The sequence below is a fragment of the Bradyrhizobium sp. IC4060 genome (genome assembly GCF_020193715.1).
GTDB lineage: Bacteria > Pseudomonadota > Alphaproteobacteria > Rhizobiales > Xanthobacteraceae > Bradyrhizobium > Bradyrhizobium yuanmingense.
In genome coordinates this window covers 198327-213656 of sequence record NZ_JADYVJ010000011.1, presented here as the reverse complement: position 1 = coordinate 213656, position 15330 = coordinate 198327, and the positions used below count along the sequence as shown (strand labels likewise).

At 65.2% G+C, this 15330-nt stretch carries 18 protein-coding genes; 8 read left to right on the top strand and 10 right to left on the bottom strand.

Going from position 1 to position 15330, the window contains the following annotated elements; all coding sequences use genetic code 11:
* Nucleotides 1-54: 54 nt before the first annotated feature.
* The 3 genes from pgeF to lgt are packed head-to-tail and all read right to left on the bottom strand — an operon-like array spanning nt 55 to nt 2803.
* Nucleotides 55-822, bottom strand: coding sequence for a peptidoglycan editing factor PgeF (gene pgeF / locus I6F16_RS29410; protein ID WP_225174219.1), 768 nt, complete (start codon nt 820-822; stop codon nt 55-57).
* A complete protein-coding gene (locus I6F16_RS29405; RefSeq protein ID WP_225147374.1) occupies nt 819-1937 on the bottom strand; it encodes an SAM-dependent methyltransferase in 1119 nt (372 codons plus the stop codon). Before I6F16_RS29405 ends, pgeF begins: the two co-directional genes overlap by 4 nt.
* Before the next feature lie 20 nt (nt 1938-1957).
* Nucleotides 1958-2803, bottom strand: coding sequence for a prolipoprotein diacylglyceryl transferase (lgt, locus tag I6F16_RS29400; RefSeq protein WP_036027175.1), 846 nt, complete (start codon nt 2801-2803; stop codon nt 1958-1960).
* Nucleotides 2804-3001: 198 nt separating this feature from the next.
* On the opposite strand from lgt, the gene I6F16_RS29395 reads away from it, so the two are divergent.
* The 4 genes from I6F16_RS29395 (at nt 3002) to ychF (ending at nt 6206) form a co-directional block, all read left to right on the top strand.
* Complete coding sequence (locus I6F16_RS29395; RefSeq protein WP_057027684.1) at nt 3002-3265, top strand: accessory factor UbiK family protein; 264 nt, start codon at nt 3002-3004, stop codon at nt 3263-3265.
* 339 nt (nt 3266-3604) lie between these two features.
* Entirely contained in the window at nt 3605-4321 is a 717-nt protein-coding gene (locus I6F16_RS29390; protein WP_057027685.1) for a 50S ribosomal protein L25/general stress protein Ctc, read from the top strand.
* Between the two features lie 58 nt (nt 4322-4379).
* Entirely contained in the window at nt 4380-4985 is a 606-nt protein-coding gene (gene pth, locus I6F16_RS29385) for an aminoacyl-tRNA hydrolase (protein ID WP_036009403.1), read from the top strand.
* Nucleotides 4986-5108: 123 nt separating this feature from the next.
* Nucleotides 5109-6206, top strand: coding sequence for a redox-regulated ATPase YchF (gene ychF / locus I6F16_RS29380; RefSeq protein ID WP_057027687.1), 1098 nt, complete (start codon nt 5109-5111; stop codon nt 6204-6206).
* Between the two features lie 115 nt (nt 6207-6321).
* On the opposite strand, the gene I6F16_RS29375 is transcribed toward ychF, so the two are convergent.
* Nucleotides 6322-6618, bottom strand: a complete 297-nt coding sequence (locus tag I6F16_RS29375; protein WP_028134403.1) for a DUF4282 domain-containing protein — start codon at nt 6616-6618, stop codon at nt 6322-6324.
* Between the two features lie 179 nt (nt 6619-6797).
* On the opposite strand from I6F16_RS29375, the gene I6F16_RS29370 reads away from it, so the two are divergent.
* From I6F16_RS29370 to I6F16_RS29360, 3 genes are all read left to right on the top strand, one after another.
* Entirely contained in the window at nt 6798-7250 is a 453-nt protein-coding gene (locus tag I6F16_RS29370; protein ID WP_036027191.1) for a MaoC family dehydratase, read from the top strand.
* Entirely contained in the window at nt 7250-7744 is a 495-nt protein-coding gene (locus I6F16_RS29365; protein WP_225174218.1) for a MaoC family dehydratase, read from the top strand. The genes I6F16_RS29370 and I6F16_RS29365 overlap by 1 nt, the downstream gene beginning before the upstream one ends.
* 178 nt (nt 7745-7922) lie before the next feature.
* Complete coding sequence (locus tag I6F16_RS29360; protein WP_225157367.1) at nt 7923-8069, top strand: hypothetical protein; 147 nt, start codon at nt 7923-7925, stop codon at nt 8067-8069.
* A gap of 38 nt (nt 8070-8107) precedes the next feature.
* Here I6F16_RS29360 and I6F16_RS29355 read toward each other — a convergent pair whose 3' ends face one another.
* The 5 genes from I6F16_RS29355 to I6F16_RS29335 all read right to left on the bottom strand — a co-directional run bounded on the left by I6F16_RS29355 (nt 8108) and on the right by I6F16_RS29335 (nt 11576).
* Nucleotides 8108-8245: a hypothetical protein gene (locus I6F16_RS29355; RefSeq protein WP_007614812.1), complete on the bottom strand. Its 138-nt coding sequence runs from the start codon at nt 8243-8245 to the stop codon at nt 8108-8110.
* A gap of 328 nt (nt 8246-8573) precedes the next feature.
* Nucleotides 8574-8996: a hypothetical protein gene (locus tag I6F16_RS29350; protein ID WP_036009414.1), complete on the bottom strand. Its 423-nt coding sequence runs from the start codon at nt 8994-8996 to the stop codon at nt 8574-8576.
* A gap of 217 nt (nt 8997-9213) precedes the next feature.
* Nucleotides 9214-10122, bottom strand: a complete 909-nt coding sequence (locus I6F16_RS29345; protein ID WP_225115005.1) for a hypothetical protein — start codon at nt 10120-10122, stop codon at nt 9214-9216.
* A gap of 372 nt (nt 10123-10494) precedes the next feature.
* The gene (locus I6F16_RS29340; protein WP_036009417.1) at nt 10495-10935 is read right to left on the bottom strand and encodes a nuclear transport factor 2 family protein; all 441 of its coding nucleotides are present in this window, start codon (nt 10933-10935) and stop codon (nt 10495-10497) included.
* 200 nt (nt 10936-11135) lie between these two features.
* Complete coding sequence (locus tag I6F16_RS29335) at nt 11136-11576, bottom strand: nuclear transport factor 2 family protein (protein ID WP_036009420.1); 441 nt, start codon at nt 11574-11576, stop codon at nt 11136-11138.
* 346 nt (nt 11577-11922) lie between these two features.
* Here I6F16_RS29335 and I6F16_RS29330 point away from each other — a divergent pair, with 346 nt between their 5' ends.
* The gene (locus tag I6F16_RS29330; protein WP_036009422.1) at nt 11923-12309 is read left to right on the top strand and encodes a hypothetical protein; all 387 of its coding nucleotides are present in this window, start codon (nt 11923-11925) and stop codon (nt 12307-12309) included.
* Between the two features lie 37 nt (nt 12310-12346).
* On the opposite strand, the gene uvrB is transcribed toward I6F16_RS29330, so the two are convergent.
* Nucleotides 12347-15304: an excinuclease ABC subunit UvrB gene (gene uvrB, locus I6F16_RS29325; protein WP_225174217.1), complete on the bottom strand. Its 2958-nt coding sequence runs from the start codon at nt 15302-15304 to the stop codon at nt 12347-12349.
* Nucleotides 15305-15330: the final 26 nt, after the last annotated feature.

Here is a 15330-nt window from a genome sequence, read left to right as displayed (position 1 = left end):
CGCGACACAAGCCACTGTCATCGAGCCCCGGAATGGCACGGGGTGCCCCTGTGTTCACCCTTCCAGCGCGATCGCGTGAACGTGACGGCCGTAATCCGGCTCCTTGCGATGCACCGAACGGCGATAGCTGAAGAAGCGCTCGTCGGCGTAAGTATCGAGACCGAGATCGTCGATCATCAGGATGCCGGCGGCCTCCAGCCGCTTGCGGATGAAGCCGGCGAGATCGAACATCGCGTGGCCCTCGCGCACCGAGGGGATGAAGAACACAGCGTTCTCGGCATCCTGTTCGATGAAGCGCGCCACGAACTCGTTGCCGACCTCGTAGCTGTCCTGGCGGATCAAGGGACCGATCGCGGCGATGATGCCGCCGCGCGTGGCGCCGAGCTGCTCCATCGCCGCGATGGTGGATTCCAGCACGCCCGTCAGTGCGCCCTTCCACCCCGCGTGCGCGCCGCCGATCACGCGCGCCTTCGGATCGACGAACAGCACCGGCCCGCAATCGGCGGTGGAGACGCCGAGCGCGATGCCCGGCGTCTTCGTCACCAGCGCATCGCCCTTGGGTCGCGGCCCGCTCGGCCATGGTGCCTCGGCAACCAGCACGTCGGGCGAATGGATCTGGTGCAGGCTGAGGAAGCGCTCGGGCGCAACGCCGACATGCTCGGCCATGCGGCGCCGGTTCTCCGCGACCAGGGCCTGATCGTCGTTGGAGCCGAGCCCGCCGTTCAGCGCCGAATAGATGCCGCCGGAGACGCCGCCTTCGCGGGTGAAGAAGGCATGGCGCAGGCCGGGCACGGCCGACAGCACCGACGAAGCAATCGTCATGAGGCCTCTCCTGCCTGTTCGAGATCGCTGAGGCCGGCAAGGCTTGCCAGCCGCGGCTCGGAGATGCCGAGCACCTTGAACATCGAGCCCATGCCGCCACGCCCGGTATCGGTCAGGCGCCTGAGCGCCACCGAAATGTCGGTGGCAACGTCGGGCGCAGCTTTCTGCATCAGGGCGGCGGCGCGGGTGTCGATGCCGATCCGCTTGAGGAAGTCGCCTTGCGTCACGGGCCCATGCACGCGCGCGCCGACATCCTCGGCCGCGCGCGCCAGCGCCTGGAAATCGACATGGGCGGTGACGTCGGCCTGGCCCGGCGCCTTCAAGGGATCGGCGAAGGTGTGGCGCGCAATCGCCTGGAACGTGTCGCCGGCGTCGCTGCGGAGGTGGCCGTAATCGATGATCAGCGCCGCGCCGTCCTGGTCGCGCACGCGCGTGGCAAGCTTCATGATCTCGCCGTCGGGGCGCCACTCGAACACGGCGCCGATGGGGGCGGCGCGTACCAGGGGCGGCAGCAGCACGTCGAAGCGAGGCGTCGGCTCCGGCGCCGCGCCGAACTGAAGCTTGCCGTTGGGATCGATCTCGATCACGCGCTCGTGCCAGCCGTTCTCGAGCCGGACCATCTGGTGAATCGGCAGCACGTCGAAATATTCGTTGGCGAGGATGATGCTCGGGCCCTCCGGCACCTCGTCGATGCTGTCGTGCCAGGCGATGTTGCGCACGTTGGCGAGCGTCGCGCTCTGCCGGTCCCGCAACACGGGATTGACCTCGACCATGTGGATGTGGAGCGCCTGGTAGAGCGGGGGCAGCACGCGGAGCGCGCGCAGCGCATCCGCCATCATGGTGCCACGGCCGGGGCCGAGCTCGATCAGCCGCAGGAACTGCGGCGAGCCCATCTGCTTCCAGACCGAGGCGGTCCACAACCCCAACAGCTCGCCGAACATCTGGCTGACTTCGGGCGCCGTGGTGAAGTCGCCCTCGCGCCCGAGCGGATCGCGCGAGACGTAATAGCCGTAGCGCGGATGCATCAGGCACAGTTCCATGTACCGCCAGACCGGCATGGGCCCGGAAGATTTGATCAGCGCCTTGATCTCGTTGAGCAGCGGCTGGTCGGTCACGGCGATCTTCTCGAAATGAATTAACGAATGGCCTGGACGGGCGTCGGCGCACCGCGCCTCACTGCCAATACAATAAGAATGAGGCCGACGATAAGCATCGGGATCGACAGCAGCATGCCCATGGTTAATCCGCCCCAGAGGAAACCGAGCTGCGCGTCCGGCTCGCGGAAATGCTCGCCGGCGATGCGGGCCAGACCATAGACCAGGATGAAGGCGCCGAGGATCATGCCGGGGCGCTTCAAGGCACCGAACCGGATCATGATCGCGAGCACCGTGAACAGCAGGATGCCCTCCATGCCGGCTTGGTAGAGCTGGCTCGGATGCCGCGGCAGTTGCGTCGGATCGTTGGGGAAGATGATCGCCCAAGGCAGGGTCGGGTCGGTGGCGCGGCCCCACAATTCGCCGTTGATGAAATTGGCGATGCGTCCGAGCAACAGCCCGACCGGGGCGACCGCGGTGGTGATGTCGCCGAGCGACAGGATCGAGATGCCATTGCGCCAGGCGAACCACATCACCGCGACGACGCAGCCGAGGAAGCCGCCGTGGAACGACATCCCGCCCTCCCACAACTTAAAGATCGCGGCGGGATGATCGATGAAGAAGGGCAGGTTGTAGAACAGCACGTAGCCGGCGCGGCCCCCCACGATGATGCCGAGCGTGACCCACAGGATGAAGTCGTCGATCTGAAGCAGCGAGATCGGCGCGGGTCCGCCCCACAGGCGTTCGCTCTTCAGCAGCGCGCGGGCATAAAGCCAGCCGAACACGATGCCGCAGATATAGGCCAAGGCATACCATTTGATCGCGAACGGACCGATCTCGAGCGCGATCGGGTTGAAGGCGGGGAAGTCGATGAGCAGAAACGGCATCGCGCCTTCTGTGTCCAAGCGGGATCGCGGCGGTCGGCGCCGGCAGACGCCCCGTGATTCCTCTTATGCAGGGACGTTGAATACGATTGCAAGGAAACCGGCGCATGACAAGGATACCGCCGCTTCGCTCTTGAACCGGCCCCGTCGGATTGCCATTGTCATTCTGCGTGTTCGCGCAAAGTTTATCGGAGGCCCACAATGACCCAGACCAACAACCGGTTTTTCGACGAGATCGGCCGCCTGATGAACGACGCCGCCGGTGCTGCCCAGGGCGTCAAGCGCGAGTTCGATTCCGTGATGCGCAGCCAGGCCGAAAAATTCCTGCGCGACATGGACCTCGTCAAGCGCGAGGAGTTCGAGGCGGTCAAGGACATGGCGCGCCTTGCGCGTGAGGAGAACGAAGCCCTGAAGGCGCGGCTCGCAGCGCTGGAGGCGAAGCTCGGGGGGACCCCGACGTCGTAAAGCGCGGTCTCTTACCCTCCCCTGGAGGGGGAGGGTCGGCGCGTAGCGCCGGGGTGGGGTGATCTCTCCACTCGGGCACCGCCTCGATCGAGAGACTGTCACCCCACCCCGGCTCACGTTTTGCTACGCTCCATATGAGCCGATCCTCCCCCTCCAAGGGAGGGTAAGGACCCGGGCCTCCCAGGGGAGGGTACCAGCCCATTCTCCTTGTCATTTCCGCAGCTTCCGGGTAAAAGCCCGCCACGTCCGCGGCCCCCGCACCCCTGGAGGCTTGCTGTGGACTATGCCATGGGCCGCCTTGCGGCCCATTAACTTTTGCAAAAACAAGGACTTAACGACATGGCGACGACCGTCAAGGAATTGAAGGCGACCGCGCGTCCGAAGAGCGGCAAGGGGGCCGCCCGGGCTGAGCGTCGCGCCGGGCGAGTGCCCGGAGTGATCTACGGCAACAACCAGCCCCCGCTGACGATCTCGATCGAGGATCGTGAACTGCGCCAGCGCATCCTTGCCGGCCGGTTCCTGACCACGCTGGTCGACATCGACCTCGAGGGCAAGAAGCACCGCGTCATTCCGCGCGACTATCACCTTGATCCGGTCAAGGACTTCCCGATCCATGTCGATTTCATGCGGCTGGGCGAAGGCGCCACCATCCGCATCAGCGTTCCCCTGCACGTGGTGAAGGCGGAAACCTCTCCGGGCGTGAAGCGCGGCGGTACCGTCAACATCGTCGCCCACGCGATCGAGCTCGAATGCGGCGTCGAGAGCATCCCGCAATACATCGAGGCCGATGTCGGCTCGCTCGAGATCGGTCACTCCCTGCATCTGGCCGACGTCAAGCTGCCGGCCGGCGTCAAGGCGCTGACCCGCGAGGACGCGACCCTCGTCACCATCGTGCCGCCGTCCGGTTACGCCGAAGAGCAGAAGGCCGCTGCTGCGGCTGCCGCTGCTGGTGCGGCCCCGGGCGCTGCGGCTGCTCCGGCCGCTGGTGCTGCGGCTCCGGCTGCTGCTCCTGCCGCTGCTGCCAAGGCTCCCGCCGGCGGCGACAAGAAGAAGTAATCTCTCGAAGCTGGCGCGCGGTCCTTGACCGCGCGCCGAGCGGGGGGCGCGCCGCGTCATGCGACTCTTTGTTGGGCTCGGCAATCCCGGCGCGAAATACGCACGTAACCGGCACAATATCGGCTTCATGGCCGTCGACGAGATCGCGCGGCGTCATGGTTTTGCGCCGTGGCGCCGCCGCTTTCAGGGCGAGACCTCGGAAGGTGCGCTCGGACCCGAGCGCGTGATCCTGCTCAAGCCCACGACCTACATGAACGAGTCCGGACGCAGCGTTCAGGAAGCGGCTAGCTTCTTCAAGATCGCCGCGGGCGACACCACCGTGTTCCACGACGAGCTCGAGCTGCCGCCAGGCAAGGTGCGGGTGAAGATCGGCGGCGGCATTGCCGGCCATAACGGCCTGCGTTCGATCTCGGCGCATATCGGCAACGATTATCGCCGGGTGCGGCTCGGCATCGGTCATCCCGGCGTCAAGGAGCTGGTGCACGGCCATGTGCTGTCGGACTTCGCCAAGGCCGACAACGAATGGGTGGCGACGCTCTGCGATGCGGTGGCCGAGCATGCCGCGCTGCTTGCCAAGGGCACGGACGCGACCTTCGCCAACAGGGTGCATCTGGCCATGCAGGCGAAGGGGTTTTTGACCAAGGACGAGAACGGCAAGGAATAACACCTGTCATCGCCGGACTTGATCCGGCGATCCATCCTTCGAAGACGATGGATGCGCGGATCAAGCCCGCGCATGACGAGTTCGAAAGACATTTGCGCGCGAAGCGCGGAGGCCAGGACCACCATGGGATTCAAATGCGGGATCGTCGGATTGCCCAATGTCGGCAAGTCGACCTTGTTCAATGCGCTGACCGAGACGGCCGCGGCGCAGGCCGCGAACTATCCTTTCTGCACCATCGAGCCGAATGTCGGCGAGGTCGCCGTGCCCGATCCCAGGCTCGACAAGCTCGCGGCGATCGCCAAGTCGGGCCAGATCATCCCGACCCGGCTGACCTTCGTCGACATCGCAGGCCTCGTGCGCGGCGCCTCCAAGGGCGAAGGCCTCGGCAACCAGTTCCTGGCCAATATCCGCGAGGTCGACGCCATCGCGCATGTGGTGCGCTGCTTTGAAGATTCCGACATCACCCATGTCGAAGGCAAGATCGCCCCGCTCGCGGACATCGAGACCATCGAGACCGAGCTGATGCTCGCCGACCTAGACAGCCTCGAGAAGCGCGTCGACAATCTCACCAAGAAGGCCAAGGGCAACGACAAGGACGCCAAGGAGCAGCTCGATCTCGTCAACCGCACCCTGGTGCTCTTGCGCGAAGGCAAGCCCGCGCGCCTCGTCGAGCGCAAGGCGGAGGAGGAGCGGGCCTTCTCGATGCTCGGCCTGCTGTCGTCCAAGCCCGTGCTCTATGTCTGCAACGTCGAGGAAGGCTCGGCCGCGACAGGCAACGCCTTCTCCAAGGCGGTCGAGGAGCAGGCGGCGAAGGAGGGCGCAGTTGCCGTCGTCATCTCCGCCAAGATCGAATCCGAGATCGCGACCATCTCGCGTGACGAGCGCGCGGACTTCCTGGAGACTTTGGGCCTCGAAGAAGCCGGCCTCGACCGCCTGATCCGTGCCGGCTACACCCTGCTCGACCTCATCACCTACTTCACCGTGGGCCCGAAGGAAGCGCGCGCCTGGACCATCCATCGCGGCACCAAGGCGCCGGCGGCGGCCGGTGTGATCCACACCGATTTCGAGAAGGGTTTTATCCGCGCCGAGACCATCGCGTATGACGATTACGTCGCGCTCGGCGGCGAAGCCGGTGCCCGCGATGCCGGCAAGCTCCGCCTTGAAGGCAAGGACTACGTCGTCGCCGACGGCGACGTGATGCATTTCAGGTTTAATACGTAGGCCACAGCGTCATTCCGGGGCGCGCCTCTTGGCGCGAACCCGGAATCCATAGGGCCTCAGAACAAGTGGATGAATGGATTCCGGGCTCGCGCTGCGCGCGCCCCGGAATGACGGGCTACCGCATCCCTGATCCCTGGTCCCGGATCGCGCCGAGATGCTCGTTGATGCGGAAGACGATCAGGATCAGCTCCGCGACGATGCGCGAGAACACGATGCCGACCACGACGCTGGCGATCGACGACAGCAGCACCAGGAAGCCGCCGAATGGGCTGATCGCCATCGCGGCCAACCCTGAGAAGATGCCGGAGAGCCCGAACAGGCAGATCAGCGCGATCACCAGCCAGTAGAAGGTCTTGATGATCGTCGGCGTGATGAAGCGGTCCCACTGGAACAGGTCGCTGAATGAGAACATTGCTCTCCCCAAGGCAAATCGCAAGGCAAATCGGGACTTCAAATCGGGCTTCGGCCGTCGATCGATCCGACTCAAATCAACGCCGATCTCAAGTATGTAGCACGAGCCATGCGGGCCGGCGGGTTGAGATTGCCGCAAAGTGCGGCCACAATCTGTCATTCCCGCAAAGCTTTCCCGAGATGACCCTGACCTTCGAAGATTTCCCGCCTGGCCGGTTCGGAACGTTCGGCCCGCGCCACGTCACCCGCGACGAGATATTGGCCTTTGCCGCCGAGTTCGATCCGCAGCCGATGCACCTCGACGAGGCGGCAGCAGCTGAGAGCATGCTGCGCGGCCTGTCCGGTTCGGGCTGGCACCTGTGCTCGCTGATGATGCGGATGATGGCCGACGGCTTCATCACCCGCGCCGCGTCGCTGGGATCTCCCGGCGTCGACGAGGTGCGCTGGCTGTCGCCGCTGCGGCCTGGCGACGATCTCACGCTCGACGTCGATGTCCTGGAAGCGCGGGCCTCGAAGAGCCGACCTGAGCTCGGCATCGTCAAGTTCAAATGCACCGCGCGCAATGCGGCGGGGCAGGCGCTCGCCGAGATGACCTCGCCGATTCTGATCAAGCGGCGCGAGGGAGCGGCCTGATGCGGTTCTTCGAAGACATCGCGATCGGTCAGCGCCGCGAGATCGGCGCCTATACGTTCACGGCGGAAAAGATCAAGACCTTCGCCGCCAAGTTCGATCCGCAACGTTTTCACCTCGACGAGGAGGAGGGCAAGAACTCGCTGTTCGGCGGGCTCGCGGCCTCGGGCTGGCATGTCGGCTCGGCCTGCATGAGCCTGCTTGTCGCCGACGGCCAGCGTCTGGCGCGCGAGGCCGCCTCGCGCGGCGAGGAGGTCGCGGTGTGGGGCCCGTCGCCGGGCTTTCGAGACCTGCGCTGGATCAGGCCGGTGCTCGCGGGAGATACCGTCGCTTACGTCAATGAAGTCATCGACAAGCGCACCTCCGCCTCCCGTCCCGGCTGGGGAATTTTGACGGCCCGCACCACCGGCACCAACCAGCGCGGCGAGGAGGTCTATTCCATCACCGCGTCCGCCTTCGTGCCGCTGCGCAAAGCGGTTAGATCTGTTCCAAGATGAACGGGCAAATGAGTGCGCGAGTGTTGCCCGCGCGCTATGGACGCGATTCCGGGTGGCTGCCATAAGCCTGCGCAACATGGTTACGGCGAAGCAGTTTCGCGGAACCAGTCAGTTGCTAACTAATTATGAACCTGTCGCTGTCTATTTGAAACGAATGGGGCAGAGACAGGGGACGACCATGGCAGACCGCGGCGCACTCAAATTTGTTGGATTCATCTTCGCGACTGCGACGCTGGCCGTGATGCTGGTCGCCGGCATGGTGGTGAAGGGCTACGCCGATGGCGCCTACACGCTGGAGGCCTCGACCGCGGAAGCGGCCCGGTAAGAATTCGTTAACAATCGCGGCCGGCATCCGGCCGCAGCTCAGCGGCTATAGACGAACGCCAGGATGGCGATCGCAACCGCCAGCAGCCCGACAAAGCGCAGCATGATCGTGCCGAATTGATTCGGCGCGGGCCGCAACGGGATCGGGTCCGTGGTATCGGGCCGAATGCTTTCCATCTGAAAGGTCCCCCTGAGCCCCGGCCGTAGCTGCACGGGCGCTTGGGGTTGGTCGCCGGGGAGCGGCGGTGGGTTCAATGGTGGGCGTTGGCCGCGCCACATTCTCCGCTGTCATGCCCCGGCTGACCGGGGCATCCAGTACGCCGCGGCCCATCGATTCAATCACCGGCGCTGGTGGAATACTGGATCACCCGCCCCTGTGCGCAATTGCGCACTAGGCGGGTGATGACACCTGTGTTGGAGAAACGGCTGCGTGACCCACCAACAAATCAAAACCGCCGCGCTCCCTTCCGGAACGCGGCGGCCAATGATGCGTTCGTGCCGGCGATCAGCTGTTGCGCAGGCCGTCGGCGGCGCGCTTCCACTGCGCGACGTTGTCGGCGATCATGCGGGTCGACTTCATCGCGGCCTGGCTGAGCTGGGCGTAGCCGGAGATCTCGCGCTGGACGCGCTGGCCTTCGGCGTGGAGCAGGTCGCGCAGGCTCTCGAGCTCGGAGATCAAATTCTCGATCTCGGCGAGCGAGGTGCCGGCGACGCGCTGGATCAGCGAGTTGACGTTGTTGACGGTGGCTTCCGCGCTCGGGTCGAGCGGCGGGGCGTCGGTGGTGGTCGCTGCCGGACGACGCAGATAGGCGATGTCGTTGCGGACGAAGTCGCGGATGCCGGCTTCGACCTCGGTCACGGCGGCGAGGTTGGTGTCGACCGTCTCGGTCTCGGTGGCTTCGATCTTTTCGGGACGCATGGCGTTCATCGTTATTCCCCTGTTCGCGTTGAGCGCAGCGCGAGTGTCCCCCGCACGACGACGTCTGTGAGGCAGGCTGCATCAGGGCGTCCGATTTTGACCGCAAATGGGCCAAGATGCGGCAAGGCCGGACCATTCGGGGGTTTTGCCGTGGCGTATGGTTAGGGAAGGGTGAATGCTGCCGCGGTGATGGCCTTCTCCCCGCAGGCGGGCAGAGGCGCCGGCCTCACCAGCTCTTCTTGAAGCCCGCCGTCACGCTCTTGTTCAGCGTGCCTTGCGAGGTTTCACCGACCGAGCCGGAAACCGTGACGTTGTCGAACAGCTTCTGCTCGGCGCCGAGCTTGCGCAGCCATTTGTCGTCGGTGGTCGACAGCGTCTGGCCCGCAATGATGCTGGTGCCGGTGTCGGTCGCGGTGACCTTGGCGCTCTGGTCGGTCTCGTAATTGCGCGTGACGTGGCCGCCGATGCCGGGGACCGCGCTGGTGCCCTGCTGGTTGACGCTGTAGCCGTTCTGCAGCGTCAGGGAGGTGTCGCCCGACAGCGGCACCGATTTGGTCAGCGACGCCCCGATCTTGCTGTGCTCGGCGCCGGGATCGACCCTGGCTTCCACCGCGGTCTTGTCCCAGATCGCGCCCGCACCCGGCGCGGTCGCCGTCGCCCAGGCGCTGCCCGAGGATTGCGGCAGGCTGCCGCCGTTGGTGGCCTTCTGCGCCAGCAGCTCGGACATCGTCCTGGGCTCGCTCGCCAGCGTCATGTCGGCGCCGACTCGGGTATCCCAGAACGAGGATACCGATTGCTTCACGGTCACTGCCGACGAGCCGTTGGCATTCGGGTTCGACGACCAGTCGAGGCCTTCCCTGGCGGCGGCCTGGGCGCGCTTCTTGGCGGCCATCGGGTCGATGCCGGTCCCGGCATCGACCGCGAGCTGGCTCCAGTCGAGCTTGTCGACGTCGATGCCCTTCATGATGTCGGGATCATTGACGTCGGGGGCTTCGGCCGCCTCGGCCTCGTCGTCGGATGCGGGTGCGGAGAAGGGCGGAATGATCTGTGCCTGTAACGTCAGCACCGAGCCCAAGATGAATGCGGCCGCCAGCAACGGCAGCCTGGTCCAGCCAAACCCTGTCGAGAATTCCATCGTCCTGCCCACGAACCCCAGCGCATGCTGTCCGCCCCACTATAGCGGTTGCAATGACCATGCGCCATTCCGGCGCTGAAAGTGCCGGTTTATCGTTGCGGAATTGTGGCGGTTCGCAAGGGGAGGCGAACCAACGGGCCGCGCGAAAGGCGCGCGCCCGATGACAGGTTCGTGATGCGACGGCATCCGGCGGGGCTGGAGGCCAGGACGTCGCGATCGCCTCGTCATCGGTCCCGAACAGCGGGGCCCGTTGGCGTCCCCCCTGAAGCGCGATGATCATCATCGCGCTTCAGGTTGTTGTTTGCGCATGATCTTCTCGGAAAACCGCTTCGTACTTTGCGCTAACGCGGCCCCTCAGAGCCGGATCATGCGTTAGCCGACGCTGGTCATCTTCGGCAGATGAATGGCGCGGCCGAGTGCCTGCTCGACCAGGTCGAAGGTGTCGATCAGCACCCGCATGCTGATCAGCTTGCCGGCCCTGAACTGGGCGAACTGCGCCACGCGCAGGCTGATCGGCTTGTTGGAATCCAGCGCCGTCAGCGAATAGCGCACCATCGAGGCGGCGGAATCCACGCCCAGCATGATGCTCTCGCGGTCGAAGCGGCGGACCTGGAAATTGTCGGCGAGCTGGCGGATGACGTCGAGCACGGCATCCTTGCCCTGGCGCGCGCCGAGGAACGGAAACATGTCGATCGGGCCGTAGAGCGCCCACTCGACGTCCTCGTCGATCAGGGCCTCGATATCCCTAAAATCCCGGTCGTTGATCGCGCGGTGCAACGCACGCGAGAAACGCCAGAGGCTGTGCTCTGTCATTTGGGGCAGTCCTGAAGCTGGCTTTACGGAAAAAAACGGCAAACAACCCCATGCGCACCAAGGCGCCAGGGCTCAACTCATTTGTATACGAACAAATTAGCAGATTTCGGCCAAAACGCAATTCACGTTTTCGCAATGCACACTTGAACGGGTTTTGTGAGATTTACAATACAACCCCGTAATTGTCCGGGTCCCGGCGCTCAGTCCGCCCCGGCAATCAGCGGCCCGATCTCCCGTTCCAGCACCTGCTGCACCAGGTCGTAGGAATCGATGATCTCGCGCATCTCCGCCACCAGTCCGCCGCGAAACGTGTAGAACACCGCCATGTCGAACTGCACGATGCGGTCGTTGCTGCGCTTCTTGAAAAAAGCGTTCATGTAGGTCGCGACGGCCTCGCCCTCGGCGACGATATGCGGCGTCTTGTAACGAACCTCCGAATAGCGCGACCAGACCGTCTGCCACAACTCGCGCAGCTCCTGCTTGCCCTGGCGCGGCACCAAATGCGGCAGCACGTCGATCGGCGCGTGGGTGAGGAAATAGACGTCGTCGGTGCAGCAGGCCAGCGCCGTCTCGATATCGCCGCGCGCGAAGGCATCGAGCAGGTGCACGACGCGTTGGCGATTCAGCTGCTCCACCGTCATTCCCGCCCGCTCTCCTTGGTCTTGTGCCTTTTGCAAGCCTAGCGCGTGGTCTCACGCCGGCGCAATCCGCAAGATCACAGGGATGTTTGCAGAGGTTTTGACGTGCGAGCGCAATGCCCGGTTCATGGGGTTCGCGGCGTCTTCGGCTGCTTGGTGTGCAAGCCCGCGTGGACGAACCCGCAAAGCCGCGCGCCGGGAACATAGGCGGCCCGCTCTCGTGCGCCGAAGCTTGGGTGAACGTGGAGGGGAGAGACGCAGCCGGCATCGCCGGCCTGCGTGATCCATCTCACGTCGCGCCTGTCCAGACGCCGCTACCGTCATCCCCAAGTCATCAGGGAGACGTGCCATGGCCACCATCGCCGCCACGAGAAAGTCCCGCCTGCATAACGCGCTCGAAGGCCTCGCGCTGACCGCGACCCTGCAGAGCTTCCCGACCTTCGCCACTGCGGCCTTCCTGCTCAAGCTCATCGGCAACCACGACCTCGTCGGCGATCCCGGCGTCGCCATCTTCGTCGCCTTCGCCTCGTTCACCCACGCCCTGATCGCCGTGACCCTCGGCCCGAGCTTCCCGCACCTGTTCAAGACCGTCTACGAGCCGAAATTCTTCGAGGCCCATCTGTCGCTCTCCGACAAGATCACGGCATGGCGCACCCAGCCCGTCGCCTCGCTGCAACTGGTGACGATCGTGCTGCTGCTGTCGGTGATGGCCGTGGTGGCGGCGAGCGTGGGGTGAGGGGGTAACCACGAACGTCGCCGATAAACCTACGCGTCTACCTCTTCTTCCACCCACCCCTTCGCCCCGGTGCCCCGCCCGTCGACTTCGGCGCGGGCCCGAACTCCGGTCCCGACTGCCGCGAATCCGTCGGCTGGATGATCCTGCTGGTGCTGCCGAACGGCTTTGACGGCAGCGCGCGGCTCTCGCGATAGGGCAACGACTCCGGGCCGTGCATCTCGTCGAGATGCGGCTTATGCACGCGGGAGCCCTTGCCGCCGCCGGCCTTGAGCGCAGTTGCGGCGCTCTTGTTCTTCATGGCGCTGACGGGGAGGTTGGCGGCGTCGCCGTATTTCTTCGTGCCGGCATAGGCGCCCGCCTTGGTCGCGACGGTGCGCTGCTTGACGGTGGGGTCGTCGACCACGGCGAGCTCGGTGGCGCGCAGGCGCTTGACCTCGTCGCGCAGGCGGGCGGCTTCCTCGAAGTTCAGGTCGGCGGCGGCCTCGCGCATTCGCGTTTCGAGATCGGCCAGAACGGCTTCGAAATTGTGGCCGATCGAGATGACGTCGTCGGTCATGTCGTGGCCGCCGACCTCGATCAGCACGTGGTCGCGCTCATAGACCGAGTTGAGGATGTCGCCGATCTGCTTCTTCACGCTCTCCGGCGTGATGCCGTTGGCATTGTTGTACTCGACCTGCTTCTCGCGGCGGCGGTTGGTCTCGGCGATGGCGCGCTCCATCGACCCCGTCATCTGGTCGGCATAGAGGATCACCTTGCCGTCGACGTTGCGCGCGGCGCGGCCGATGGTCTGGATCAGCGAGGTCTCGCTGCGCAGAAAGCCTTCCTTGTCGGCGTCGAGGATGGCGACCAGGGCGCATTCGGGGATGTCGAGGCCCTCGCGCAAGAGGTTGATGCCGACCAGCGCGTCGAAGGCACCGAGGCGCAAGTCGCGGATGATCTCGATGCGCTCGATCGTGTCGATATCGCTGTGCATGTAGCGCACGCGGATACCCTGCTCGTGCAGATATTCGGTGAGGTCCTCCGCCATGCGCTTTGTGAGGACCGTGATCAGTGAGCGATAGCCCGCCTGCGCGGTGGCGCGCACTTCGCCGACGAGATCGTCGACCTGCGTGCGGGCGGGGCGAATATCAACGGGAGGATCAATCAGCCCGGTGGGGCGAATGACCTGCTCGACGAACACGCCGCCGCTCTCGTTCAGCTCCCAGCTGCCCGGGGTCGCCGACACCGCGACGGTCTGCGGCCGCATCATGTCCCATTCCTCGAAGCGGAGCGGGCGGTTGTCCATGCAGGACGGCAGGCGGAAGCCGTATTCGGCCAGTGTCGCCTTGCGACGGAAGTCGCCGCGGAACATGGCGCCGATCTGCGGGATGGTGACGTGGCTTTCGTCGGCGAAGATCAGCGCGTTGTCGGGCACGTATTCGAACAGCGTCGGCGGCGGCTCGCCGGGGCGGCGGCCGGTGAGGTAGCGCGAATAGTTCTCGATGCCGGCGCAGCTGCCCGTCGCCTCCATCATCTCGAGGTCGAAGGTGGTGCGCTGCTCCAGCCGCTGCGCTTCCAGCAGGCGGCCCTGGTTATTGAGCTGGTCGAGCCGCTGCTTGAGCTCGAACTTGATCGACTTGATCGCCTGCACCAGCGTCGGGCGCGGCGTCACATAGTGCGAGTTGGCGTACATCTTGATGAATTCGAGCTCGTCCTGCTTGTGGCCGGTGAGCGGATCGAACTCCTCGATGGTCTCGATGGTGTCGCCGAACAGGTTCACGCGCCAGGCGCGGTCTTCATAGTGCGCCGGAAAGATGTCGATGACGTCGCCGCGGACACGGAAGGTACCGCGGGTAAAATCGGCCTGGGTGCGCTTGTACTGCAGCGCGACGAGGTCGGCGATCAGCTGGCGCTGGTCGATGCGCTCGCCCTTCTTCAGCGCGAAGGTCATCGCGGTGTAGGTCTCGACCGAGCCGATACCGTAGATGCAGGACACCGACGCCACGATGATGACGTCGTCGCGCTCGAGCAGCGCGCGCGTCGCCGAGTGTCGCATGCGGTCGATCTGCTCGTTGATCGAGGAATCCTTTTCGATGTACGTGTCCGTGCGGGGCACATACGCTTCCGGCTGGTAGTAGTCGTAATAGCTGACGAAATACTCGACCGCGTTGTCCGGAAAAAAGTTCTTGAACTCGCCATAGAGCTGGGCGGCCAGCGTCTTGTTCGGCGCCAGGATCAGGGCCGGGCGCTGCGTCGCCTCGATCACCTTGGCCATGGTGTAGGTCTTGCCGGAGCCGGTGACGCCCAGCAGCACCTGCGAACGGTCGTTGCGGTTGATGCCCTCGACCAGCTCGGCGATTGCGGTCGGCTGGTCGCCCTTCGGCTCGTAGGACGACTTGATCTCGAAGCGGACACCGCCTTCGGACTTCTCCGGGCGCGGCGGCCGGTGCGGCGTCCACACCTTCATGGAGCCGTCGCCCTTGCGGAACTCCGGCCGGCCCTCGCGGATCAGCGATTCCAGCGCATCGGCGGTCGCCTTGACGCCGAGCGCCTCCATCTTGGAACGCGGCGGGCGCGCCAGCGCTTCGGCATCGTCCTCCTCGGTGGGCAGGCCGAGCTGCCGCGCCAGTTCCGGATCTAGCGTCGGGATGGTGGCCGCAGTTCCGTAATTGGCCTGCGGTGCCTCCTCCAGCCCGGCAAGCTCGCCGGACTGACGGGCGCCCGGCGGCTGCGGATTGGGCCGCAGCGGCATCGGCCGCGCCGCATCTTGCGGAAACTCCTTCGGTGTCGAAGCCCGCGCGCGATGCGCGGCGGCCTCGCCCCCGGCACGGCGGTCGCGCGAATTGTCAGGCGGCGGCTGCAGGCCGGTGCCCGATCCCAAGCCCGCATCGCCGCGATTGATCGCGGGATTCAGCAATTCGGCCAGCGCAGGCCCGATCGGCTGCACATCGGGGCGATGCGCCTTCGATTTGGGGGATTTGCCGGATTTTTCGGGGGATGCAGGTTTCTTCGCCATGAGGCGAATATGGGACGAGTCTGCCC